20 protein-coding genes and 2 pseudogenes are annotated in these 24,827 nt (G+C 68.9%); 11 read left to right on the top strand and 11 right to left on the bottom strand.

What is annotated here, in order from left to right; translation table 11 throughout:
* Positions 1 to 43: 43 nt before the first annotated feature.
* Positions 44 to 286, bottom strand: coding sequence for a hypothetical protein (locus tag ACFVXE_RS14615; RefSeq protein ID WP_389671484.1), 243 nt, complete (start codon positions 284 to 286; stop codon positions 44 to 46).
* Positions 283 to 531 carry a hypothetical protein gene (locus ACFVXE_RS14620; protein WP_389671485.1) on the bottom strand — a complete coding sequence of 83 codons (249 nt, stop codon included), beginning with the start codon at positions 529 to 531 and terminating at the stop codon, positions 283 to 285. Before ACFVXE_RS14620 ends, ACFVXE_RS14615 begins: the two co-directional genes overlap by 4 nt.
* Before the next feature lie 243 nt (positions 532 to 774).
* Between ACFVXE_RS14620 and ACFVXE_RS14625 the strand changes: the two genes are divergently transcribed.
* On the top strand, positions 775 to 1,176 hold the full coding sequence (locus ACFVXE_RS14625) for a VOC family protein (RefSeq protein ID WP_389671486.1): 402 nt from the start codon (positions 775 to 777) through the stop codon (positions 1,174 to 1,176).
* Positions 1,173 to 1,685, top strand: a complete 513-nt coding sequence (locus ACFVXE_RS14630; protein ID WP_389671487.1) for a DinB family protein — start codon at positions 1,173 to 1,175, stop codon at positions 1,683 to 1,685. Before ACFVXE_RS14625 ends, ACFVXE_RS14630 begins: the two co-directional genes overlap by 4 nt.
* A 105-nt stretch (positions 1,686 to 1,790) precedes the next feature.
* On the opposite strand, the pseudogene ACFVXE_RS14635 reads toward ACFVXE_RS14630, so the two are convergent.
* The 7 genes and pseudogenes from ACFVXE_RS14635 to ACFVXE_RS14665 form a co-directional block, all read right to left on the bottom strand.
* A pseudogene (locus tag ACFVXE_RS14635) lies at positions 1,791 to 1,991 on the bottom strand (MFS transporter); the annotation flags it as partial.
* A gap of 666 nt (positions 1,992 to 2,657) precedes the next feature.
* Positions 2,658 to 4,250 carry an FAD-binding oxidoreductase gene (locus ACFVXE_RS14640; protein ID WP_168528768.1) on the bottom strand — a complete coding sequence of 531 codons (1,593 nt, stop codon included), beginning with the start codon at positions 4,248 to 4,250 and terminating at the stop codon, positions 2,658 to 2,660.
* 578 nt (positions 4,251 to 4,828) lie between these two features.
* The gene (locus ACFVXE_RS14645) at positions 4,829 to 6,277 is read right to left on the bottom strand and encodes a vanadium-dependent haloperoxidase (protein ID WP_389671488.1); all 1,449 of its coding nucleotides are present in this window, start codon (positions 6,275 to 6,277) and stop codon (positions 4,829 to 4,831) included.
* A 234-nt stretch (positions 6,278 to 6,511) separates the two neighbouring features.
* Complete coding sequence (locus ACFVXE_RS14650) at positions 6,512 to 6,853, bottom strand: NUDIX domain-containing protein (RefSeq protein WP_389671503.1); 342 nt, start codon at positions 6,851 to 6,853, stop codon at positions 6,512 to 6,514.
* Between the two features lie 427 nt (positions 6,854 to 7,280).
* Positions 7,281 to 7,364, bottom strand: a pseudogene (locus ACFVXE_RS14655) (cold shock domain-containing protein); the annotation flags it as partial.
* 950 nt (positions 7,365 to 8,314) lie between these two features.
* On the bottom strand, positions 8,315 to 9,841 hold the full coding sequence (locus ACFVXE_RS14660; RefSeq protein ID WP_389671489.1) for an FAD-binding oxidoreductase: 1,527 nt from the start codon (positions 9,839 to 9,841) through the stop codon (positions 8,315 to 8,317).
* Between the two features lie 942 nt (positions 9,842 to 10,783).
* A complete protein-coding gene (locus ACFVXE_RS14665) occupies positions 10,784 to 11,545 on the bottom strand; it encodes a phosphoglyceromutase (protein ID WP_389671490.1) in 762 nt (253 codons plus the stop codon).
* A gap of 230 nt (positions 11,546 to 11,775) precedes the next feature.
* Here ACFVXE_RS14665 and ACFVXE_RS14670 point away from each other — a divergent pair, with 230 nt between their 5' ends.
* Positions 11,776 to 13,092, top strand: a complete 1,317-nt coding sequence (locus ACFVXE_RS14670) for an MDR family MFS transporter (protein WP_389671491.1) — start codon at positions 11,776 to 11,778, stop codon at positions 13,090 to 13,092.
* A 434-nt stretch (positions 13,093 to 13,526) separates the two neighbouring features.
* Here ACFVXE_RS14670 and phoU read toward each other — a convergent pair whose 3' ends face one another.
* Positions 13,527 to 14,204, bottom strand: a complete 678-nt coding sequence (phoU, locus tag ACFVXE_RS14675) for a phosphate signaling complex protein PhoU (protein ID WP_389671492.1) — start codon at positions 14,202 to 14,204, stop codon at positions 13,527 to 13,529.
* A 196-nt stretch (positions 14,205 to 14,400) separates the two neighbouring features.
* On the opposite strand from phoU, the gene ACFVXE_RS14680 reads away from it, so the two are divergent.
* A complete protein-coding gene (locus tag ACFVXE_RS14680) occupies positions 14,401 to 15,675 on the top strand; it encodes a sensor histidine kinase (protein WP_389671493.1) in 1,275 nt (424 codons plus the stop codon).
* Positions 15,672 to 16,352 carry a response regulator transcription factor gene (locus ACFVXE_RS14685; RefSeq protein ID WP_030929487.1) on the top strand — a complete coding sequence of 227 codons (681 nt, stop codon included), beginning with the start codon at positions 15,672 to 15,674 and terminating at the stop codon, positions 16,350 to 16,352. The genes ACFVXE_RS14680 and ACFVXE_RS14685 overlap by 4 nt, the downstream gene beginning before the upstream one ends.
* A gap of 78 nt (positions 16,353 to 16,430) precedes the next feature.
* On the opposite strand, the gene ACFVXE_RS14690 is transcribed toward ACFVXE_RS14685, so the two are convergent.
* Positions 16,431 to 17,132, bottom strand: a complete 702-nt coding sequence (locus ACFVXE_RS14690; protein WP_389671494.1) for a DUF461 domain-containing protein — start codon at positions 17,130 to 17,132, stop codon at positions 16,431 to 16,433.
* 601 nt (positions 17,133 to 17,733) lie between these two features.
* Between ACFVXE_RS14690 and ACFVXE_RS14695 the strand changes: the two genes are divergently transcribed.
* The 6 genes from ACFVXE_RS14695 (at position 17,734) to ACFVXE_RS14720 (ending at position 24,539) form a co-directional block, all read left to right on the top strand.
* Positions 17,734 to 18,216, top strand: coding sequence for a CarD family transcriptional regulator (locus tag ACFVXE_RS14695; protein ID WP_006380568.1), 483 nt, complete (start codon positions 17,734 to 17,736; stop codon positions 18,214 to 18,216).
* Positions 18,217 to 18,504: 288 nt separating this feature from the next.
* Positions 18,505 to 19,251: a 2-C-methyl-D-erythritol 4-phosphate cytidylyltransferase gene (gene ispD / locus ACFVXE_RS14700; protein WP_389671495.1), complete on the top strand. Its 747-nt coding sequence runs from the start codon at positions 18,505 to 18,507 to the stop codon at positions 19,249 to 19,251.
* Positions 19,241 to 19,738 (top strand): 2-C-methyl-D-erythritol 2,4-cyclodiphosphate synthase, encoded by a 498-nt coding sequence (gene ispF / locus ACFVXE_RS14705; RefSeq protein WP_389671496.1) that lies wholly within the window; start codon positions 19,241 to 19,243, stop codon positions 19,736 to 19,738. Before ispD ends, ispF begins: the two co-directional genes overlap by 11 nt.
* Before the next feature lie 441 nt (positions 19,739 to 20,179).
* The gene (gene cysS, locus ACFVXE_RS14710; protein WP_389671497.1) at positions 20,180 to 21,583 is read left to right on the top strand and encodes a cysteine--tRNA ligase; all 1,404 of its coding nucleotides are present in this window, start codon (positions 20,180 to 20,182) and stop codon (positions 21,581 to 21,583) included.
* 83 nt (positions 21,584 to 21,666) lie between these two features.
* Positions 21,667 to 22,623 (top strand): 23S rRNA (guanosine(2251)-2'-O)-methyltransferase RlmB, encoded by a 957-nt coding sequence (rlmB, locus tag ACFVXE_RS14715; RefSeq protein WP_389671498.1) that lies wholly within the window; start codon positions 21,667 to 21,669, stop codon positions 22,621 to 22,623.
* Positions 22,624 to 22,904: 281 nt separating this feature from the next.
* A complete protein-coding gene (locus ACFVXE_RS14720; protein WP_389671499.1) occupies positions 22,905 to 24,539 on the top strand; it encodes a DoxX family membrane protein in 1,635 nt (544 codons plus the stop codon).
* Positions 24,540 to 24,827: the final 288 nt, after the last annotated feature.

Raw genomic sequence — 24,827 nt, forward strand, 5'->3', positions numbered from 1 at the left:
GGCGGGACCCGGGGCGGCGTGACGCGATTCGGGGCGGCGGAACTCAGGGCAGTGGAACGAGCCTCACCACGGTGACGGTGAGGACGGACCCGGAGACGTAATAGAGGACGATGGCGCCGGCGACCGTCGCCTCGCGCCGGTCACGCTCGCTCTTGACGGCGGACGACCCGTGCCCGTACGGGTCGTCCCCCAGCGTGCGCGCCATCTCGTCCCGGAAGGTGTCCCCCTCCCGCATCTTGGCCAGGGTGTCGTCGGCGGGCGGGGCGAAGGAGATGCGGAAGCTCAAGCGACGCTCCGCCTCTCGGCCTCGTCCTGCGCCAGTCGGACCAGGATCCGTTCGGCCTCGGGGTCGGGCACCGCCTCCAGCATCCAGTGCCGCATCACGGCCTGGATCTCGTGCACCCCGGCCCTGCTGATGGCGAGGTCGAACTCCTCGCGTCTCTCCTCGGGCAGGGTGGCCCGGATGTCCGGAATGGTGTTGGGCACGTCGACTTCGGTACCGTCCACAAAGGTCTTCAGCGGCTCGCCCATGACCGTTCTCCCGATCTCCCAACGTGCGCCACAGAGTACGTCGACGCGTACGGGCCGTCACCTCCGCCGTCTCCGCCACCTCCGCGGGCAACTCGGCGCGCCACCACGAGTCGTGGGGGCCGCCCAGGCAACTCCCGTACCGGGAAGGGAGTCTGACGTGGCCTCCGGGTGACTCACCCGGAGGGGCGGCGTCCGGAACTTCCCCTGTACACGGTGCCCGTGGTTCGGACATGCTCGGTGACCGTGACCGACAACACGAACGGCCCCGCGTGGCCCGGCGGCATCACCGCCATCACCCTTTTCGTCGAGGATCTGGACGCCACGAAACGCTTCTACCGGGAGGTCTTCGGGCTGCCGGTGGCCTTCGAGGACGACGCCTCGGCCGTTTTCGGCTTCGGCGACACCCTCATCAACCTGCTGAGCACCACCGCTGCCCACGAGCTGATCGAGCCCGCCCCCGTCGCGGCCCCCGAGGCCGGATCGCGCCTCCAGCTGACCCTCACCGTGGATGACGTCGACGCGATGTGCGCGGAACTGACGGCGCGCGGTGTGACGCTGCTGAACGGACCGATGGACCGGCCCTGGGGCATCCGGACCGCCAGCTTCCGTGACCCCGGCGGACACATCTGGGAGATCGCGAAGTGACCGGAGCGACGTCACCGGACGGCGAGACCGCAGCACTCCTCTCCGCTCTGAACGGGCAGCGCCGTCACATCCTCGGCATCCTCGACGGGCTGGACACGGACGCGCTGCGGCGGCCGGTGCTGCCGTCGGGATGGAACTGCCTGGGACTGGTCCAACACCTCGCGCTGGACGTCGAGCTGTTCTGGTTCCGGGCCGTCGTCGCCGGTGACAGGAACGTCATCGACGCACTGGGCGACACCGAGGACGCCTGGTGGGTGGACCCCGGGCTGCCGGCCGCCGACGTTCTCGACCGGTACCGCCACGAGACGAGGCTCGCCGACGCCGTCATCACCAGCACTGATGCCGACACCGCCCTGGCCTGGTGGCCGCGCCACCTCTTCGGCGAACCGCACCTGCACACCCTCCGGGACGTCCTGCTGCACGTCATCACCGAGACCGCATGCCACGCAGGCCATCTCGACGCGGCTCGGGAACTCATCGACGGCCGGCGCTGGATGGTCCTCGACTGAGGGCTGTTCTTCGCCGGCGACGAGGGGGACAGACCCAGGGGCCTGCCGGGGTGTACTTCGTCCGGCGCCCGTCCCGGTCGCCTCACCAAGGCGTCCCGGCTGTGGCTACGTCGAGCGGGGCTGCGCCGTCGGGATCCTCGAGGTGAAGAACATCGCCAGGACTGCGGCGAGCGCAAGGATCGCGAGCGCGGCGCGCAGGCCGTCCAGTCTGGCCTCGGCGTTCGCCTCCATCGCGGCCCGGGCCACCTCCTCGTTCGTGCCCGCTCTGTCGAGAGCGGTCCTGAGCTGCGCGTCCGACAGGAACGGTGTCATTGGTCGTCGTTGGCCACTGTTGTGCAACCTCGCACGGCCCAGAGACGGCCCAGGACGCCAGGCCATCCGCCGCACCGCACCTTCTGATCCGCTGACCCGACCGCGCCCTGACGGGCGCACGCAACCAGCGGTTCACCCGCTGAGTTGACGACTTGACGCTGATCCAGAGGGGCGGTGCGAGGCGGGCGGGTATGGGGGCGGCTCACCCCGGCGCGACGTGCTGCTCTACGCGAGGACGACGAGACCGCCCGTTGATCCGTGGAGGCCGGCGACGGCGCCGTCGAGGGCAAGAGCCGCTGGTGGGATCTGGTATGCGAGCCCGGCGCCACGCGCCTCGTTGTGATCTGATGGCGGACCCCATACCCGGGTGAGATGTGGCGCGAGCTGCCGCCCGTGAGCCATCCCAGGATGCGGCCGAACCTGACGCTCACCTTGCGGCAGATCCGGATCATGCACGTCGACCCGGGCGGCCGCCTCAAGTGTCAGAGACGCTTGAGCAGCTCAGTCTGATCAGGCATGCTCCACGCCCCGAGGGCAGGGGGACTTCCGGCGACGCCAGGCTGACACATGCCACGTGCCGGCGCGCTCCAGTCCGCCTCACCACATAGGACACGGTGTAAGTCGACAACCTCACCTGATAGGAAGCCTCGCCGTTTGGGCTCAACTTGCGTCGATCGCTTGCGGGTAGTTGAAGAATCCGGTCGGGTCGTATTTCCGCTTCACGTTGACCAGACGGGGGTAGTTCGTGCCGTAGTAGGCCTGCCGCCAGTTCTTCAGTGTCGGGTCCGGGAAGTTCTGGTAGGCGTGTTCGGGCGACTTGTCGGGGAAGATGTCGGCGTAGAACTGCTTGAGCCAGTGGAGGTTGGCATCGGCGACGCTGGAGAGGTCGTAGTCGGCCCACGAGGTCTCGGCAGCGAAGACGAAGAGGTCGTTTCGGTGTACGAACGCGGTCGCGTTCGGTGGTACCTGGTTGATCTCACCGCCGAGGGCGAACATCGCGAACCCGGCTCCGTCCTCGTTGTTGCTGCCAGGCCAGTCCAGCAGGCGCTCGGCTGCCGCGCTGACCTGCTGATCGGTCAAGAGAGTGCTGGAGTCCAGGATCGCCGATTTGGTGGCAAAGCGATCGATCGGTGTGGTCGCGCTCAGCAGTACGCTCGCCTCACCGGGCGTGACCTGACGAACGGACGCGCTGTTGCGGGCGCGTTCCTCGGCCGTGCCGATCTTGAGCAGCGGGTCGAGAATGGCACGCAGTTCCTGGACAGTGCCGTAGAACTGGCCGATGGCGTTGACGTTGGCATTCGCATGGATCTGTGTCCTGGTCATCCCGCTGGTACCGATACCCAGACGCAGATGGAACCGCCTGTCGCCCGCGGTGTCCTGGGCAATGTGCTGCGCGGCCGCGACCACCGGCAGTACGGAGTCCAGGTTCCAGCGGAGCTGGTAGAACCCCACGGTGCCCTCGAACTGCTCGTACTGGAAGGTGAACGAGGTGTTGACACCGAAGTTGTTGCCGGCTCCGCCGCGGCAGGCCCAGAACAGGTCGGGGTGCGAGTCCTTGCCGGCCTTGACCGCCCGTCCGTCGGCGAGCACAACGGTCGTGGAAACGAGCCGGTCGCAGGTCAGGCCGAACATCTTGTCGCTGAAGCCGATACCTCCGCCCAGAACCAGCCCCGCGACCCCGACGCTGGGGCAACGACCGGTCGGCACGAACATGCCGTGGTCCTCCAACAGCGGATGCAGGTCCCCGTTGGTGACCCCGGCCCCTACGGTGAGGGTACCGGCGTCGTGCACGACCTTCATCGGCCCGTAGACCCGAGAGCGGGCACCGCCCGGCATCGGGGTGGAGACGATGCTCTTCATACGGGCCATATTCAACAGCAGGCCCGTGGTGGTCGAATACCCGGCGTAGTTGTGTCCCAGCCCGGTGCGCGGTACGGCGGGCAGCCCTGCCTCACGAGCCCAGCGGACAGCTGCGGACACGTCCCTGGTGGTCGCGCAGGCAACGATGCCAGCAGGCCGAATTCCGGCGTACCTGTGGTTGAACGGCAAGGCCAGCGACTGGTACACCGAGCCATGCGGCCGGTAGAGGGTGGCCCCAGGGGACAGGGCCTCGGCCAACCGCTTCCAGTCCCGATCGCCAACTGGCCCTGCTGCCTCAGCCGCCGCAGCCGCACTTTCCGGTACTTGAAGCCCCAGCGCCCCAGCAGCGGTTCCCAACACGCCCGCCCGCAGCACGTCTCGCCTGTCGATCACAGCGACCTACCCTCACGCAGAGGTCGCAGGCTCCTCCTGCGATCCCATCGGCCAGTTTGTTGGTCGTCGACCGGAGCCATCCCCGTCGGCTGTCCACTCGCCAGACCCACCACACGAAGGGACGAGAGACGCACCGCCAAACAGCTCAGACACACCCGGGGCCGTTGTCTGCGAACGTGCCGTCAGCGCCCTCACCATGCGGTACTTGGCAAAGGCGCTGACGGCTTTCCGAACGTCCAGAGGATGGGTAGACCCACGCGGTTCTCAAACCGAGAGGTGTGCCGACGCGACTATGGAGTTGCCCACGGTCCGGCCGGCGTGGCCGCGGCGGCGCCCATCGCCCACGAGCCCGGATCAGCCCTTCGTTGCCGGGCGTGAGTAGGCGGAAAGTGACGCTGAGCTTGATCTTGCTGCGGTCGGGCTACTAGAGGGTGCCTGCGGAGACGCCGAGCTGTTTGGCCATCGAGGTGATCGAGCGGCTCGGGCCGGACAACAAGTCGCGGGCGGCGCAGTTGACTTCCTCAGTGGCGAGGCTGGGCGCACGCCGATCCGGTCGCAGGCGGGGGCGACGGCCGGGCCTAGTAGCCCGACTGCTGATGCGGACGGCCCGGTCGTGTCGGCAGCAGCGCGTTGTCGAACACGTAGTCGCCAACGTTGGTACCGATCACATTCCCGTCCTCGGCGTCCCAGCGGTAGTGCACGCCCAGCCAGAGTCGGCTCAGCTTGCCCTCCTCGGCGACCTGGCTGAAGTTGGCCATCTTGCGGTACGCCTCGATGGTGTGCGGGTCCTCGGAGTGTGCGATGAACGAGACGTCGTCACGACCGAAGAAGTGCTTCATCGCGCTTGCCCACGCAGCCGTGAAGTTGGCGTGCCCGGAGGTCCAGGCGGGGAAGCACGGGGTGAACGGTGCCCCTGCGCGGTCCGCGCTGAGAGGCTCCCAGGTCGCGTTCGCGCCGCCCGTCGCCTGGATCGCGGACACCGGGCGCCACAGGTTGATCGGGCTGTCGAACTTGCTGTCCCAGGCCGTGATCCCGGCATCCGCCAACGACAGCGCCGACAGCGCGAACAAGTGGGTGGTCTCGTACGTGTCGAGCTTGAACTTCTTGGCGACGATCCCGGTCAGCTGGAGCAGTTGTCCCGGGGGGTGGTAGGTGCCGTTCAGGTCATGGTCCCAGAACCAGCCGATGACGGTCTGATCGTAGGTGCGCTCGGTGGAGTCGACGGCGCCGACCCGTCGTACCTCGTCGCGCTGGGCTGCGTACTCCGGGCTGGCCACCAGATCGGCGTAGGAAGTGAAGCCGCGCAGGGTGGGAGGCCGGAACTGCGAGCCAGAGCGGAGCACGAACGGCCTCACCTTGCCCCAGTTCGGGGTCACCGCGTCGCTCGGCTGCTTGCAGGCCCCTTCGTCAGCCGTCGCCTCTTCACCCGTCGGCCGCCAGGCTCCAGGTGTGGTGGTGTCGCCGCTGTAGGTCTCCGGGTTGTCCGAACCGTCGCCCGCCCGGGCTTTGTTGATCTGCCTCACCACGCGGTCGACCACCAGGCGGTCGAGGGGGTCGTAGGAGTGGGGGGAGCGGCCGGTCCGGGCCCTGTACTTGGCGTCGATGTACCCCTGATCGCCCGGGTACAGCTGCGAGATCATCCGGTACGCCGTGCGGTCGATCAGTCGCTCCTCGTCGTCCGGACGCGGCCGCGAGTGTTTGTCGGCGTACTTCAGCGGCCGGTTGAGGTATGGCTCGTACTTCAGGGTTCCGTACGTGTACTGATAGGCGCTCTCCGCGTTGTAGATCGCCGCGAAGACCATCGCCCCGGACCTGGACAGTTTGCCGGGCGAGGCGTCCCAGCCCCGCGCATTGCGGAACGTCTGGAGCAGGACGTTGTTCCAATACTGCGTCGGATCGCCTTTGTGCCCTGTCGCGGCGGCTGCCTGTGGCGCACCGACCGCCACCGGACTCAGTCCGGCGAGCAGGGCACCGGCCACGACGGCGGCCCGTAGCCGTCCCAGGCGTCTGCCAGCACGGCACTTCAAGCGTGGGAGCACGGATTTCACGGCCGACCGACGGCCATGATTGGGCTCGAGAGGCACAGTATTCCTTTCGACGTCGCTGATCGACAGCGGTAGCGTAAGGTCAGATATACGTAAATAGAGATCAACCACACCGATATGCCGCTTGCATCCTGCAACGTCATGATTTACGCAGAAATGCTCATCCGGTCATGATTGACGGCCAAGCTGAGCCGTGATCGCCCAGACGTGGAGGTCTCACTCGTGTGAGCGATTTCCGGATCCACCGAAGGGCGGCTGTCTGACACTGACTCCGCGAAGAGAGCGTGCTTGCCCGGCAAGTCGGCCTGCCCTGTGGCCGTTCTTCAACAGGTGGATCGCCGCGAAGTCGCTGACGCCGCCGTCGTACAGGTGCGCCACCAGTGGCGACTGCCCAACGCCGTACACCTGGTCCACCGCGAGCAGCCGCCCGGGCTCCCGGTCGAGACCGATCTCTTCGACCGTCTCGCGGCGAGTGCCCTGGTGCGGCGTCTCCCCGTCGTCGGGTTTGATGGTGCCGCCCGGAAGCGTATGCCGTTGATCAGCTGCCTCCTGGTCCATATCGGCGGTCGACCGGACTTTTTGTTCCTTGGCGACAGTGACTCCGGCACCGCCCATTGCTCGTCCGCCAGATCTCCGCGCGCCACAAAGCGCCGCCCCGGTTTGCCGCTGCGCTGACGGATCTCGTCTGGGCGAGGCCGATCCGCGACGGCGGGGGAGACCCCTCGGACAACGGCGACAAGGGCTCCGCACGGACGTAGTGGCACGCGTGTGGCACGGCGCCTGAATCGGTGAAGGGCCAGCCCGGGAGGTGAATCCTCCTGAGCTGGCCCTTCTCTCTGTGCCCCTGGCAGGATTCGAACCTGCGACACCCGCTTTAGGAGTTCGATCAACCGGGAGCTACTGCATGTTGCGGTGAAGAGTGCGGTGGTGTTGCGGACGGCTGGGGACCGTGGACGTACGCCGTCGTTGATGTCAGCTGTGGATGTCAGGCAGCCCGAGGCACGATGCTCACCGCGCGGTAGTCGTACCCGTCCTGCTTGAAGCCAGGGGCTTCCCATTTCAGGTTGAGACAGGATGCTTGAGCTGCGGAAAGGCTGTCCCGGTCACTCCGAGACAACCGGGACAGACCGCCGGTCACCAGCTGTTCTGGCACACGTCTAGCACGGCCGCTCATCGTTCTAAACGCGTAGCGGGGCAGGCTCAGCCGACCGGATTCGAACCGGCGTCCTCGCGATTTTGGAGACCGCGCGCGACTACCCCTGCGCTACGGCTTCGCCCGCTGCGATCCTAGTCCCGTCACGCTTCAGGACGGGCCGGTGCGTCGATCTTCTGTTCCGTAGCTCTATGTGGATCGGTCGGTGACGGTCATACCGGTCGGGCGACGGCCGTACGAGGACGCTGCCGGACGGGGCCGGTTGCTGTGGTTGCTGTACTTCGCTGCTGTATTGCAGTCGGTCGGGCAGATCCTTAAGAGGAGCCTGGTGGGCACCCGCCGTCGTGGCTGTCACATTGTGCCGCGCCACCGGAAGAAGCGACGCCCGACCGGAGGGCGGGCGCGTGCAACAGGCCGGGCACCTGGCCGCCGATCAACACTAGGCCCATGAGGAGAGGGGGCCAGAAGAAGCGCATGACCTGGCCGGGGCTCTGTCCCTTCGAAACCATGGTGCGTTCCCACCAGCGGCCGGCGAGACTTCCGAGAACGATCAGACACCCCATCGTGGCCAGGGACCAGCCCATGAACGGCAGCATCGCGCCTCCTTGACCGGCAGGATCTTCCTCTTGAGATAGGCCGCATGCAAGGGCGGGCCCCGAGAACCCGGCGCCCACCCGGCACGACAGCCGGACCATCAGCGCCGCCCGCAAGCAGAAATCTTCACTCTGAGCGAGCAAAGGGATCGTCAGCAAGCTGACGATCCCTCATGCAAGATCGAGGCTAACGACACCCCTTCGACTGCGTCGGGCCCTTCTGCGTGAAAGGCCGAGCCTGACCGGGGCGGGGCCCCGACGGCGCACTGTCGATCAGCGTGACGCGGGCGGGATGCTCTGCTCGTACTGGAAGACGTTGTAGGGGTCGTACTTCGCCTTGATCTCGCGCAGCCGCTCGAAGTGGCGTCTCCCCCAGTAGGCGGTCTCCCACTCCTGCATGCCGACGTTCGGCACGTTGACGTAGGCGCCGTCCACGAAGCTGCGCATCGCCTGGCTGAATTCGGCGGTCCAGGCCTGGCACGTCGAGGTGAGCGGGTCGCAGACGCCTGGTGTCGTTGAAGGAGTCCCCCAGGCTGCGCCGATCTCGCCGTAGAAGATCGCGTCGCGGTGCACGAACGCGGTGCCGCCGCGGGGCTCCCTCTTGATCGCCCCGCCGAAGGCATCGACGAAGTAGTTGCTGTCCTCCGTGGGAGCGTTTCGCATGTAGTAGCCGATGACGTCGATCGCCTTCTTCGGGAACAGCTTCTTGGCGAACTGTGAGAAGAACTTCACGTTGGCGGGCTCCTGCGAGCGCGGGACCTGGGCTCCGGCAAAGACGGGGCCCCAGTTACCGACCTGCACCTTCACATCGGGCGTGCCGATCGACAGGATCGGGGCCAGCATCTTTCTGGCCTCTGCCGCCGTGCCCTCCGCGAGCCACGCGAACAGCAGGATCTGGGACTTGTGGATCTCGACTTCGGATCCGAGGCGTTTGTCGGCGAACGGTACCGTACGCTGCCATGCATCGAAGATCCCATGCAGGTCCGTAAGGCCGTCCCAGGTCGCCTGCACATAGGCGATGCGCTTGAGCGGGTGCACCTTGTAGGTGAGTTGCGTGACGATTCCGAAGTTGCCGTTTCCCGCCCCACGGAGCGCCCAGAGCAGGTCTGAGTGGTCCTTCAGGTCGGCATGGATCACCTTGGCGCAGTCGCGACCCGACGGGACGACGACCTCGGTCCCGATCAGGCTGTCGCAGGCCATGCCGAGCCAGCGGTTGAGGGGGCCAAGGCCCCCGCCGACCGTCGCACCGACCAAGCCGACGCTGCCCTCGCTTCCGGTCGTGACCGCGAGGTCCTGCTTGGCGAGCGTCGCCACCGCTTCCAACTGGGTCAGGCCGGCGCCGACCTTCGCGATACGAGCGTCGGTGTCGATGTGGACCGACTTGAGCTGGCTGACGTCGATCACGATGCCGTTGTCGATGTTCGACCAGCCCTCCAGGGCGTGGCGGCCGCTGCGTACCCGCAGTGCGACGTTGTGCTGCCGCGCCCAGGTGAGGGCGTTCACCACGTCCTGGGTCTTCTGGGCGAAGACGATGACCAGCGGGTAGTGAGAGAACAGCTGGTCGTAGTCGATGCGATCATCCGTGTACGAGGCGTCACCGGGGCGGACGACGCGACCGGTCAGCTTCGCCGGCGGACATCCCGACGACCCTTTAGTCGGGTCGCTCGCGGCCAGAAGGCCCGAGGTGCTCGCGGCCGCAACGTCCGGCGCGCCTGCGGCCATAAGGCCCGGGACGACGACCGCCCCGGCGCCGGCGGCCGCTGACGCCCTGAGCAGGTAGCGGCGGGAAAAATCGCTCAAGGTCCAGATCCTCTCGATCGGGCTACGCCGGTACGCGGCTGAGGGAGCCCTTACCCGCCAGCCGCCGGGCAGCCCTTTGTGGTCGACCCCCGCACGGTAACGGGGCGAACCATGCGGTGTTTCCCGACACGCCAATTGAGGACGATGACGACAGTCTGAAGGAGTAACTCAGCGGGATCCCGTCATAACCGGTTTGGGACGCACCGCGCCCTGCTCGAAGCTATCCCTTGGCCCAAGCGGTCAGAATACGCGGGTGCTCTCAAAGATGATGGGCTCGCCGATTTCGCTAGTCAGGTCAGCATCTCGCAATGGCCCGACGAACCGCCTTTCTGATAAGAATTTGTGGGCGTGCCCCCGTAATCACCACTCTCCGCCTGGAGAACCCGGCTGGTCACTCGCGGGACTCATCGTGCGAACGGTGTGCCGCTGTGCGCACGTGTACGCCGGTTGGTGTCGGCCGCTGATGTCAGGCCGCCCGCCTGTTTTCCTGGCCACCACTGGCAGAAGGCCACGGTCGCGTCATCACCGGATTTGTGCGTGGCCACCGGATGCCGGTTGGATATGTCGCCTCACCCTTGCGAACAGAATGTGTGTCCATGCCCAGGGACACTTCCTGCGCATCGGGCTCGTCGAATTACATCGGGGGATGGCTGGGGCATCTCGATGACGAGCTCAGGTGAGGGAGGCGACGCACCCTTTGCCGGGTGCATCGTCCCGTTGTTTGGAGCTCTGGCCTCATCCTTATCAGGTCGATCACGGGGCATCGTTACCCTCGGACAACCTGCTCTAGAGCAGGACGGGCCGTTCGCCATGATGCGGCGTCTTCGACATCCGCATCCGCCGTTGGCGCCGTCGCACCTGACGGCCCAGAGACGGCCCAGGCCCACGAGTAAGCCCCCTACCCGTGGAGAACCCGCAGGTAGGGGGCTTACTGACGTCGCGTTACTTCTTCTTGCCCTGGTTCTTCACGGCCTCGATGGCGGCCTTCGCCGCGTCCGGGTCGAGGTACGTGCCGCCCGGCTTCAGCGGGCGGAAGTCGGCGTCCAGCTCGTAGGCGAGCGGGATGCCGGTCGGGATGTTGAGGCCCGTGATGTCGGCGTCGGAGATGTCGTCCAGGTGCTTGACCAGTCCGCGCAGGCTGTTGCCGTGGGCGGCGACCAGGACCGTGCGGCCGTCCAGCAGGTCCGGGACGATGCCGTCGTACCAGTACGGCAGCATGCGCTCGACGACGTCCTTGAGGCACTCGGTGCGCGGACGGAGCTCGCTCGGGATCGACGCGTAGCGCGGGTCGTCGCTCTGCGAGAATTCCGCGCCGTCCTCGAGGACCGGCGGCGGGGTGTCGTACGAACGGCGCCAGAGCATGAACTGCTCCTCGCCGAACTCGGCGAGGGTCTGCGCCTTGTCCTTGCCCTGCAGCGCGCCGTAGTGGCGCTCGTTCAGCCGCCAGGAGCGGTGGACCGGGATCCAGTGGCGGTCCGCAGACTCGAGCGCGAGCTGCGCGGTGCGGATGGCGCGCTTCTGGAGCGAGGTGTGCAGGACATCGGGGAGCAGACCGGCGTCCTTGAGCAGCTCACCGCCGCGGACTGCCTCCTTCTCGCCCTTCTCGGTCAGGTTGACGTCCACCCAGCCGGTGAACAGGTTCTTGGCGTTCCATTCGCTCTCGCCGTGGCGGAGGAGGATCAGCTTGTACGGTGCGTCGGCCATGAGCCCGAGCGTAATCGAACCCGTACGGGCTCCGCGCAGCCGGTCACTGGACGGACAGATGACGGACGGACGGCGGTCGGGGAAGGTGCGGGCGACGGGTGGCGGGACGGCGACGATTGACGCCGGCCGTCAATCCGGTGGCGGTCGGGAACCAGGACTTCGTAATGTTCTGTCTGCTATCGGGCCACTTACAGCCTGAACCGTTCCGTACGCCCGTGGGGGGAACCCGTATGTCTGTCGCCGGTCTCAGGCGGGCCGCACGCGAGACCGTCTCCGGTCTCCCCAGAGAGTTCTGGTGGCTGTGGACCAGCACCCTGGTCAACCGCCTCGGGGCGTTCGTCGCCACCTTCATGGCTCTGTATCTGACGCTGGACCGGGGCTACTCCGCCTCGTACGCGGGGCTGGTCGTCGCGCTGCACGGTCTCGGCGGGGTCGTCTCCTCGCTCGGCGCGGGGGTGATGACGGACCGGATCGGGCGACGGCCCACGATGTTGATCGCGCAGACGTCGACCGCCGTGTCGGTGGCGGTGCTCGGCGTCATGGTCCATCCGGCCGCGATCGCCGCCGTCGCGTTCTTCGTCGGCATGAGCAGCAACGCGTCCCGGCCCGCCGTGCAGGCGATGATGGCCGACATCGTCCGCCCCGAGGACCGGGTGCGGGCGTTCTCCCTGAACTACTGGGCGGTCAACCTGGGCTTCGCGGTGTCGTCGGCGGGCGCCGGATTCATCGCCGAGCGCAGCTATCTCGCCGGGTTCATGGCCGAGGCCGGGATGACGCTGGTCTGCGCGGCCGTGGTCTTCCTGAAGGTGCCGGAGTCCCGGCCGGAACGGACGGCGGCGGCCGTGCGGGACACCCCGGCCGAACCCGCGGTCCGGCTCTCGACCGTGCTGCGCGACGGACGCTTCATGAGCGTCGTCGGGCTCTCGTTCGTCGTCGCGCTGGTCTTCCAGCAGGGGTACGTGGGGCTGCCGGTGGCCATGGGCACCGACGGGCTCTCCAGCTCCGACTTCGGCACCGCGATCGCCGTCAACGGCGTGCTGATCGTGGCGCTCCAGATCCCGGTCACCCGCTTCATCCAGCATCGTGACCCGCGCCGTCTGCTGGTCGTGTCGTCGCTGCTCGCGGGGTACGGGTTCGGGCTGACGGCGTTCGCCGGATCGGTCGCCGTGTACGCGCTGACCATCTGCGTGTGGACGATCGGCGAGATCATCAACGCGCCCGTCCAGAGCGGCCTGGTCGTCCGGCTCTCCCCGGCCCACGGCCGGGGCCGCTACCAGGGCATGTACACGATGTCGTGGTCGGCGGCCGCGCTGGTCGCGCCGCTGATGTCCGGCGTGGTGATCGACCACTACGGCGCGACGTGGCTGTGGGGTATGTGTGCGGTGCTGGGGACCGCCGCGGCGGGCGGGTACTGGATGCTCATGCGCGGGCTCCCGGCGGAGGAGAAGGTGACCGAGAGCGTGGCGTTGGTGGCGGTGACGGCTGCGGAGCCCGGGCAGGACGCGGCCGCCGGTCTGCCGCAGGATGCGGTGGAACGGGCGGTCTGACCGGCGACGGGGAGCGCTCGGACCGGCACGGGACCGGCACCCCTGGGGGTGCCGGTCCCGTGCCGTCCGGTGAATCGCGTCGGTCGCGTCAGCCGCCGCACTGGCAGGGGGCGCCCGACTGGCAGCCGCACCCGCAGCCCGAGCCGCAACCGCAGGCGCCGAGAACCGTCAGATGGACCACTTCAGCCGGTGGCTCCTGCTGTGGGTCGGTCATGGGGGAGTCGGCCATGGTTCCTCCTCAAGGACGTACATCCAGGCGTACGGCAGGGCCGTCCGACCCTCGGAGCCGTACGACCGGGGCGTACAACCAGGCGTACCGCCTGCCGCCCCTCCTCATTGCATGCCCACTCCGGCCGTCCGATCAACCGCGCATCGACGGCGCATCGACGGCGCATCAGTGGCGCACTCGCGCAGAACGCGATACCGCGTACCCGTTACGCGCCCTCCACCGGGTTTGCCGCCTGCAGGTCGTCCGCGTGCTCGCCCGTCACCAGGTAGACCACGCGCTTGGCGACCGACACGGCGTGGTCGGCGAACCGCTCGTAGTAGCGGCCGAGCAGCGTGACGTCGACCGCCGTCTCGATGCCGTGCTTCCAGCGGTCGTCCATCAGGTGCTGGAAGAGCGTGCGGTGCAGCAGGTCCATCTCGTCGTCGTCCTGCTCCAGCTGCAGAGCCAGGTCGACGTCCTTCGTGATGATCACCTCGGCGGCCTTGGCCATCAGACGCTGGGCCAGCTGGCCCATCTCCAGAATGGTGGCGTGCAGGTCGTGCGGCACCGGCGACTGCGGGAAACGCAGCCTGGCCAGCTTCGCGACGTGCTGGGCCAGGTCGCCCGAGCGCTCCAGGTCGGCGCTCATCCGGAGCGAGGTGACCACGATCCGCAGGTCGGTCGCCACGGGCTGCTGGCGCGCGAGCAGGGCGATCGCCCGCGCCTCCAGGTCGTGCTGGAGGTCGTCGACCTTCTGGTCCGCGGCGATCACGCTCTCCGCGAGCTTGAGATCGGCGTCGAGCATGGACGTCGTCGCCCGCCCGATCGCCGACCCGACGAGCCGGGCCATCTCGACCAGCCCTTCGCCGATCGAGTCGAGTTCCTCGTGGTACGCGTCGCGCATGGAAGTCCCTCTCCAGTCCTCACTAAGGCCGGGGCCAGGTCTGAACCCCACGCTCTCACCCTGTGGGGCGCACGCGTCCGGATCCGGCCGACCAAGTGAACCAACCCTTGCGCCTCGGTGAACTCTGGGCGACGAGTGTTCGAGTACGCACTCGAATGGCTGTGAGTCGGCCGCCGCACCCGCTTAACCTTTAGGTATGGACGTGAACGCGGCGGTCGCCGCAGCCGCAGCGATGGCCGGTTTGTGCACCGGCGTGATCGCCATGCTGGCGTTCCGCTGGAGCGAGCGCGACCAGAAGAAGCCGACGCGTACGTCCCTGCGGCCCGACAGCAACGGGGCCCTGCCCCCCGGGGTCGACACGGTGCTCTCCGTGCTCTCCTCCTCGGCGGTCGTGCTCGACGAGAGCGACAGCGTCGTCAAGGCCAGCTCCGCCGCGTATGCGCTGGGGCTGGTCAGGGGCGGCCGCCTGGCCGTCGAACCGATGCTGCACATGGCCAGGGACACCCGCCGGGACGGTGAGATACGGCAGGTCGAGCTGGATCTGCCGCGGCGGGGTACGGGCCGGGGCGAGGCCCTCGCGGTCTCCGCCCGGGTGGCCCCACTGGGCTCCCGGCTGGTCCTCCTGCTGGTCGAGGACCTCACCGAGGCCCGCCGTATCGAAGCGGTGCGGCGCGACTTCGTGGCCAACGTCAGCCATGAGCTCAAGACCCCGGTCGGCGCGTTGTCACTGCTCTCCGAAGCCGTCATGGACGCCTCGGACGACCCGGAGGCGGTGGAGCGGTTCGCGGGCCGGATGCAGATCGAGGCGACCCGGCTGACCAACCTCGTACAGGAACTGATCGACCTCTCCCGGGTGCAGAACGACGACCCGCTGGAGGATGCCGAGCCGGTCCGGGTGGACGAACTGGTCGCCGAGGCCATCGACCGCTGCCGCCAGCAGGCCGGCGCGAAACAGATCACCATGGCCGCGGGCGGCACCGCCGCGCTCCGCATCTGGGGCAACCGCGGCCAGCTCGCCGCGGCCCTCGGCAACCTCGTCGAGAACGCCGTCAACTACAGCCCCGCCCGCACCCGCGTCGGCATCGCCGCGCGACGTCTGTCCGTACCGGGCGGGGACCAGATCGAGATAGCCGTGACCGACCAGGGCATCGGCATCTCGGAGAAGGACCGCGAGCGGGTCTTCGAACGCTTCTACCGCGTCGACCCGGCCCGCTCACGGGCCACCGGTGGCACCGGTCTCGGCCTCGCCATCGTCAAACACGTGGCCGCCTCGCACGGCGGAGAGGTCACTGTCTGGAGCTCGGAGGGACAGGGCTCCACCTTCACCCTGCGGCTGCCCGAAGCGGGCTCCAGCAGGGACCGAGACCGCACATCGGGCGGGCCGCTCATCGTCAACGGTGACGACGGGACCTTCGGGACCGCCGGCCCCCACATCCTTGAATCATTCCCTGCCCCGGAGGTCCTTCCGTGACCCGAGTGCTCGTCGTCGAGGATGAGGAATCCTTCAGCGACGCCCTGTCCTACATGCTCCGTAAGGAAGGTTTCGAGGTCGCGATCGCGGCCACGGGCCCGGACGGACTTGACGAGTTCGAGCGCAACGGCGCCGACCTCGTCCTCCTCGACCTGATGCTGCCGGGTCTGCCCGGCACCGAGGTCTGCCGTCAGCTGCGCAACAGATCCAATGTCCCTGTGATCATGGTCACGGCGAAGGACAGCGAGATCGACAAGGTCGTCGGCCTGGAAATAGGGGCCGACGACTACGTGACCAAGCCCTTCTCCTCGCGGGAGCTGGTGGCCCGCATCCGCGCGGTGCTGCGCCGCCGCGGCGAGCCGGAGGAGGTCACGCCGGCCGCCCTGGAGGCGGGCCCGGTCCGGATGGACGTGGACCGTCACGTCGTCACGGTCTCCGGCGGAAAGGTCGACCTCCCGCTCAAGGAGTTCGACCTGCTGGAGATGCTGCTGCGCAACGCCGGCCGGGTACTGACCCGGATGCAGCTGATCGACCGTGTCTGGGGCGCGGACTACGTGGGTGACACCAAGACCCTCGACGTCCACGTCAAGCGCCTGCGCGCCAAGATCGAGCCGGACCCGGGGGCGCCGCGCTTCCTGGTCACCGTGCGCGGCCTGGGATACAAGTTCGAGCCGTAGACCCGGGCGGACACCACGCGCATACGAAGGAGGCGCCTCCCCGCGGGGAGGCGCCTCCTTCGTATGCGCGTGCGGAGCTCAGCCCTGCGGCGACGCGGACGCGGACGCGGCGTCGGTCGGGGTCACCGTGTCGCCCTGGGAGTCGGAGGAGTCCGAGTCCGACGTGCCCGAGTCGGAGTTGTCCGCGTCGGACGAGCCGGCCGCCGGCGCGCCCGTGGTCTCGGAGGCGGACGGCGTGGCGGGCGTCTCGGCCGGCGTCACCGGCAGCGAACTCGGGCCGAAACCCTTGAAGTAGCTGGTGGCCGGAACGACGAACGCGCGGAGCGTGACGTCGCCGGTCCTGCTGAACTTGAACACGACGGACTGCACGTTGCCGTTCTGCCCGGCCTCGCGGCCGTTCTCGATCACGGCGGCGGCATTGCCCTCGCCGCCGAGCACGACCCTGCCGCCGGCCGGGACGACGACCGGTCCCGAGCCCTTGGCGGCGTGCAGCTGCACGGTGGCACCGGTGCCCGGCAGGGTGATCGCGTCCAGCGTCTGCTGGGCGACACCGTTGTTGAACAGTGTGCCGGTGACGACGGCCGGGCCCTCGGCGTTGCGCTCCGGCTGGGTGACGACGTTCGCGTTCTGGATCCTGATGTCACCGATGGTGGTGGCAGCGTTGTCCGGCTTGATTTCGAGCGTCTGCGCGTCATTGCCCGCGCCACACGCGGAAAGTGCACCGATCGAGATCACGATGGCAGTGGCGGCAAGGGCGCCGCGTCGAAGGCTGCGGCTCACGGCTGCGGCAACTCCTTGAACGTACGGACTTCACGGACGGGAGGTACGAGCGGCGTAAAGCCGCCCTAAGGGTGTGTCAGCGCGCTTAGGTTACCGAGCCGTCGTCCCCGCCCCGCACCCGACCCGCCCCTACGGCCCGGCGGGCATCGCGGCCGGTGTCCCGGATCCGCCCGCCCTCCGTCCCGCGCCCACGATTCGTGCGCTGTTCACATAAGAAGCTTGATCAATTCCTCGGGGCCTTGACGCATTCCTTGCGCATAATCTCCACGACCCCCGGACGTTGATCAATTTCATTGGCCATCGGTACTTAGGGCCGTGCGGGTGATCGATCTTCGAACGGAGTACGGAAAGTTCATCATCTGGAATCCGGCAAAACGGGACGTTCGGCCACTTCGGAGGAGGTTCGGGGGCGTGTAACGCATGCGTTTCACCTCCCCCGTACAGCCGCTCCGACCTGCGAATACCGTCTTCCGCAAGCCTTCCGCAGCACGTTCGTGTCTCTGTTGTCAAGCCCCGAGATATGCCCTGACCTGCGAAAACGCCATTCAGGAGAAGCTGTTCTCGTGTTACTCTGGATAGCCACGGAAGGGGTACCTGTCACATGACGTTCAAGGTTGGCGACACCGTGGTCTATCCCCATCACGGGGCCGCGCTGATCGAGGCTATCGAAACTCGCCAGATCAAAGGCGTGGACAAGACCTACTTGGTGCTCAAGGTCGCCCAGGGCGACTTGACGGTTCGTGTGCCGGCGGACAATGCGGAGTTCGTGGGCGTGCGCGACGTAGTCGGGCAGGAAGGGCTGGACCGGGTCTTCGAGGTGCTGCGCGCGCCGTACGCCGAAGAGCCGACGAACTGGTCCCGACGCTACAAGGCAAATCTCGAGAAGCTCGCCTCCGGCGATGTCATCAAGGTCGCCGAAGTCGTCCGCGACCTGTGGCGTCGTGAGCGTGAGCGCGGACTCTCCGCAGGTGAGAAGCGCATGCTGGCCAAGGCTCGCCAGATCCTGGTGAGCGAGCTTGCTCTCGCGGAGAACACGAACGAAGACAAGGCCGAGGCTCTGCTCGACGAGGTCCTCGCGTCCTGACCTGGATCGCACCGGTCGAAAAAAATCTGCCGCGGTGCCCGCTGACCAGCCGTATTCACGGTGTGTCGTCGGGCGCTGCGGCATGTCCGGATCCAGAACCGCCCGGCCCGTCGATAATTGCTCGCGATCTTGCTGCAGCCGACCCCGAGCGGCCGGTGCGGCCTGCCCGAACTCGACCGGATGTCACGGAAAGGGTTCCGGTCAAGTCAAGGCGTCGCCCCGGCTCGCTTGTGGCCATACCCATGTCGGCCGTGGAAACAAACATGCTGATGCTTCGGAGTGCAACCGATGTCTGATCAATCGCGTCCGTACCGCACCGCCGCGGTGATTCCCGCCGCCGGCCGAGGCGTACGGCTCGGCCCGGGCGCCCCCAAGGCGCTCCGCGCGCTGAGCGGGACGCCCATGCTCATCCACGCGGTACGGGCCATGGCGGCTTCCCGGTCCGTCTCCCTCGTGGTCGTGGTCGCACCTCCGGACGGCGCGCCCGAGGTCAAGAACCTGCTGGACGAACACGCACTGCCCGAGCGGACGGACTATCTCGTCGTCCCCGGCGGCGACACCCGCCAGGAATCGGTCGCGCTCGGCCTCGACGCGCTCCCCGACGACATCGCCGCCGTCCTCGTCCACGACGCCGCCCGCCCGCTGGTGCCGGTCGACACCGTCGACGCGGTGATCGAGGCCGTACGCGACGGGGCGCCCGCAGTCGTCCCCGCGCTGCCCCTCGCCGACACCGTCAAGGAGGTCGAGCCCGGCGCGCCCGGCGATCCGGAGCCCGTGCTCGGCACACCCGTACGGGCCAGGCTGCGCGCCGTGCAGACCCCGCAGGGCTTCGACCGGAAGACCCTGGTCCGCGCCCATGCGACCGTCACGGTCGACGGAGAGGGCGCGACGGACGACGCGGGCATGGTCGAACAGCTCGGGGTGCCCGTCGTCGTGGTACCCGGGCACGAAGAGGCGTTCAAGGTGACCCGCCCGCTCGACCTGGTGCTGGCCGAGGCGGTTCTCGCGCGCAGGAGGGCGAACGATGGCTTCTGAGAACACCCCCGTGATTCCGCTGGTCGGGATCGGCACGGATATCCACGCCTTCGAGGAGGGCCGCGAGCTGTGGTGCGCGGGCCTGCGCTGGGAGGACGAGGGTCCCGGGCTCGCCGGACACTCCGACGCCGACGTCGTCGCGCACGCCGCCTGCAACGCGCTCTTCTCGGCCGCCGGGCTCGGCGACCTCGGCCGGCACTTCGGGACGGGGCGCCCCGAGTGGTCCGGTGCCGCGGGCGTCACCCTGCTGACCGAGGCGGCGCGGATCGTGCGGGCCGAGGGGTTCGAGATCGGGAACGTCGCCGTCCAGGTCATCGGCGTACGGCCGAAGATCGGCAAGCGTCGCGAGGAAGCGCAGAAGGTGTTGTCGGCGGCGGTCGGCGCCCCCGTCTCGCTGTCGGCCGCCACGTCGGACGGCCTGGGCTTCACGGGGCGCGGCGAGGGGCTCGCGGGGCTCGCCACAGCGATGGTCTACCGGGTGGCCTGACGGCCCGTCGTAGTCGTCCCGCCCCGGTCCGGGGTGCTCCTCCGGTCCGGGGTGCCTGTTTTCCCGCCCCGGTCCGGGGTGGCCGGTTCCGTCCTCAATCGCCGGACGGGCTCGAGAGTGGTTGCCCGGCGACGGGGTGAGGGGCGCCTTCGCCGGTCGGTGGGGTGGGTGCGGCCCCTCCGGGGCGTCTCCTCGGGACCGGCGCGGAAGCCCGCACCGCGGCGGAGCCCGGGACGTACGCCGGCCCCTGCGGGGACTCCCCTGCACGGCCCCACCCACACCTTGACCGCGCCCTCGGCCAGGTGGCACTCACCGCACCCGCGAGACGGCCGGTCCACGGCGGACCGGGAAGACACCCCCAACCCGTCCTGGGACGGGGCCAACACGGCGACATATCCAAGGGGGCACTGGGCACAGGTGCGGGCCCACTACCCTTGAGGGGTGACTATTCGCCTGTACGACACCAGCGCCCGGCAGATCCGTGACTTCGTCCCGCTCACAGCGGGCTGTGTCTCGATCTACCTCTGTGGCGCGACCGTCCAGGCCGCCCCGCACATCGGGCACATCCGGTCCGGACTGAACTTCGACATCATGCGCCGGTGGTTCGACTACCGCGGCTACGACGTGACGTTCGTCCGGAACGTCACCGACATCGACGACAAGATCATCACGAAGTCGGCCGAGCAGGGCCGCCCGTGGTGGGCGATCGGGTACGAGAACGAGCGTGCGTTCAACGCGGGCTACGACGCCCTCGGCTGCCTCCCGGTCACGTACGAACCGCGTGCCACCGGTCACATCCCGGAGATGATCGAGATGATGCGCGGTCTCATCGACCGCGGTCACGCGTACGCGGCGGACGGCAACGTCTACTTCGACGTGCGGTCGTTCCCCGGCTATCTGGAGCTCTCCAACCAGGACCTGGACGAGATGCGCCAGCCGTCCGGCGACGGCGAGACCGGCAAGCGCGACCAGCGCGACTTCGCGATGTGGAAGGCGAGCAAGCCGGGCGAGCCGAGCTGGGAGACGCCGTGGGGCCGCGGCCGCCCGGGCTGGCACCTCGAGTGCTCCGCCATGGCGCACAAGTACCTGGGCACCGCCTTCGACATCCACGGCGGCGGCATCGACCTGATCTTCCCGCACCACGAGAACGAGATCGCCCAGGCCAAGGCCTACGGCGACGAGTTCGCGAAGTACTGGGTGCACAACGGCTGGGTCACCATGTCCGGCGAGAAGATGTCGAAGTCGCTCGGCAACTCGGTGCTGGTGAGCGAGATGGTCAAGGCGTGGCGCCCCATCGTGCTGCGCTACTACCTCGGCACCCCGCACTACCGGTCGATGATCGAGTACAGCGAAGAGGCGCTGCGCGAGGCCGAGTCCGCGTTCGCGCGGATCGAGGGCTTCGTCCAGCGGGTCATCGAGAAGGCGGGCGGCGAGGTCGCGGCCGCCCCCGAGGTGCCGCCCGCGTTCGCCGAGGCGATGGACGACGACCTGGGCGTCCCGCAGGCGCTCGCGATCGTCCACACCACCGTCCGGCAGGGCAACAGCGCACTGGCGGCGGACGACAAGGAAGCGGCCGTCGCACGGCTGGCGGAGGTCCGTGCGATGCTCGGTGTCCTCGGCCTCGACCCGCTGGACGAGCACTGGGCGGGGGAGAGCGACCGCGGCGACGATCTGCACGGGGTCGTCGACACCCTCGTACGCCTCGTCCTGGACCAGCGCCAGTCGGCCCGCGAGCGCAAGGACTGGCCCGCTGCCGACGCCATCAGGGACCAGCTCAACCAGTCGGGCCTCGTCATCGAGGACAGCCCGACGGGCCCACGGTGGACACTCGGCCCGCGCCAGTAGTCGTCCCATGTGCCGCCCGGCGATCCGGGCGGCACACTTTCACTTATACGCACGCACGTCTGAAGCAACGAAACAGGTAGGTCATGGCCGGGAACAGCCAGCGCAGGAACCGCCGCACGTCCAACAAGAAGGGCATGCAGGTCGGCAGCGGTGGCCAGCGACGCCGTGGTCTCGAAGGCAAGGGACCGACGCCGCCCGCCTCCGCCCGCAAGGGACACAAGAAGAACCGGGTGGCGAACGCCCAGGCCCGGCAGGCCGCAGTTCGCCGACCCGCCCCGCGGCGCGGTGGCGCCAAGGGCACGTCCGAGATGGTCGTGGGCCGTAACCCGGTCTACGAGGCACTGCGCGACGGCGTCCCGGCGACCACCCTGTACGTCCAGCAGTACATCGACAACGACGAGCGGGTCCGCGAGGCGCTCCAGCTGGCCGGCCAGCGCGGCAACATCAACCTGATGGAGGCGCCGCGCCCCGAGCTCGACCGGATGACGAACGGCCTGAACCACCAGGGCCTCGTCCTCCAGGTCCCGCCCTACGAGTACGCGCACCCGGAGGACCTCACCGCCGCCGCGTACGACAACGGCGAGGACCCGCTGATCGTCGCCCTCGACGGGGTCACCGACCCGCGCAACCTGGGTGCGATCGTCCGCTCCGTCTCCGCCTTCGGCGGTCACGGCGTGGTCGTGCCGGAGCGCCGCGCGGCCGGGATGACGGCGGGCGCCTGGAAGTCCTCGGCGGGTACGGCGGCCCGTACGCCGGTCTCCCGTGTGACGAACCTGACCCGCGCCCTGGAGGGCTACCAGAAGGCCGGCATCACGGTCGTCGGCCTCGCCGCGGACGGCGAGCACACCGTGCAGGACCTGGAGGCCCTCGGCGGCCCCGTCGTCATCGTGATCGGCAGCGAGGGCAAGGGCCTGGGCCGGCTGGTCGGCGAGACCTGCGACTACCTGGTGCGGATCCCGATGCCGGGCGGTGCGGAATCGCTGAACGCCGGCGTCGCGGCGGGCATCGTGCTGTACGAAGCGGCTCGCCGCCGCGTCTGACCGGTACGGCGGACGGGCCTGGGCGCGGGCCCGTCCGTCCGCCGTACCGCCGGCGCGTGACACACCGACCCGGAGAAACTTTTCCCGCGTCACGGCACGCGGCCGGGAGCCGGTGCTTCCGGTTGGCGGCGCCAGGGCTCCGACCTCGGCAGACGCGGTCGACGCGGACCGTCGCGGACTGCCGTGCCCAGCCCGACGTCCGCCCCTGCACAGGCTGTTGACGGGTCTCGGACACATCGACGCCGTCAAGGCAGTGTCCTAATCACACATCACTCGGTTAGATGAGTGTGGACACCAGAACGCCTCGGTTCGACGAACTACCCGCCCTGAGCATGACCAAGGTGGACTGCGACCCTGCGCAGGTCATCGTCAACCACGCCAGCTTCCGGGTACAGCTCGCGCCCGGGCAGCGCGCGCGGCTGCGCGGTGCCGCCCCCGCGGGTTCGGCCAGGATCCCCGCGATGAGCGGCAGCCGGGCGGGTCGCGGACGGCGCGCACCCGTCGTGTGGAGCGGCAGGTCCGCCCCCGGCGACCCCGGCGCCACCGGGCTGCTCCAGGCTGTACGGAACTCCACCGCGGGCCGCTCCGACGGCACGTACGGCTCGTACGGCTCCGAGTTCGACGGCGTACCCGTCGCGGGCGCCACCCAGGTCATCCCGCGCCTGGACGAGACCCAGCCCAACCCCGTCATCCCCGCCCCGCACCGGCACGGCCGGTCCGGCAACGGTCCGCTGCTGCCGCCCATGCGGCGGGCGGAAGGCGCGTACGACCTCGTCGACACCGATCCGTACGGTCACGAGCCGTACGAGGACGACGAGTTCGACGAGACGGTCGGAAGCAGGCCGCCGCGGCACGGCAACGACAGCGTCCGGCACGCGTACTACCCCGGGCGACGGATGAACCTCGGGGTCGTGCTCCTGCCGATGCGGGTGTTCCTCGGCTTCATCTCCATCTACGCCGGCATGGGCAAGCTCTGCGACCCCGTCTACTTCGACGGCGGCGAACGCGGCTCCATGGTCAAGTGGCTGACCTCGCTGCACCCTTGGGGACTGGCCGAACCGCTGCGGGACTTCGCGCTCTCGCACCCGGTCGGCGCCGGGCTGACCGTCGCCTTCCTCCAGGTCGTCGTCGGCGTCCTCACCGTCCTCGGGCTCTGGCAGCGGGTCGCCGCCTCCGTCGGCGCCCTGCTCTCCGCCGCCCTGCTGGTCACCGTCAGCTGGCGGACCGTCGCCGTCTACGACGCGCCGGACATCATCTACCTGGCCGCCTGGAGTCCGCTGGTCATCGCGGGCGCACCCGTCTACTCCGTGGACGGGCGCCTGGCCGGAGAGGCGTGGCGCAGGCTCGGCCCGCGCTCTGCGATCTGGGACCTGCGCCGCCGGGTGCTGCGCCGCGGTGCCGTCGTCGCCACCGTCGTCGTCGGGCTCACGCTGCTCATCGGCTCGATGCTCGGCGGTGCCGTCCGTTCCTCCGAGGTCGTCACCGTGCCCGGTCCGAACGGCATCCCGACCAACCAGCTCCCCGGCTCCCCGCTTCCGCAGGAGTCCAGGAGCGGCCGGGCCTCGCACAGCCCCGCCGGTCAGAAGCCCTCACCGTCCCGGTCGGGCGCCGCCACCACGCCGTCCGCCCAGGCGTCCACGCCGGGTACGGTCACCCAGCGCGAGTCCGGCCAGACCGCGGGCGCCGGACAGCCCAGCCAGACGCAGGGCACCGGTCAGCAGACCCCGCAGCGGACGGTGCCGCAGCCGCCGCCGACGACCAGCGCGGGACCCAGCTCCTCCGGTACCACCGGTGCGGGCGACGGCTCCACCGGCGGTGGGGCGACCGGCGGCGGAGCCACGGGCGGTGGCTCCACGGGCTCGTCCTCCGGCGGCACGTCGGGCGGCCGGAATCCGATCGGCGGCCTTCTCGGTTGATCCGGCGCGGGATCGACGGGGCTGTCACCGAAGCCTGGGGGACTCAGCCGGTGGCAGCCCCGAACCATGTGGGCAGTCGGCTGAGCAGGTCCCGCCGGTCCGCACCTTCCGGGCGGGGACGCGCCGGGTACGGATCGCACGATGCGGGGGCGGGGGGCCCCCACCACCACGACCCCCCCCCCCCCCCCCACACCCCCCCCCCCCCAACGAACCCGCCCCCGTGCCCCCCCCCCCCCCCCCCCAGCCCCCCGGACAGTTGTACCATGGTGGGGCCCAGTACAGGGGCCC

The organism is Streptomyces sp. NPDC058231, assembly GCF_042882275.1.
Taxonomy (GTDB): domain Bacteria; phylum Actinomycetota; class Actinomycetes; order Streptomycetales; family Streptomycetaceae; genus Streptomyces.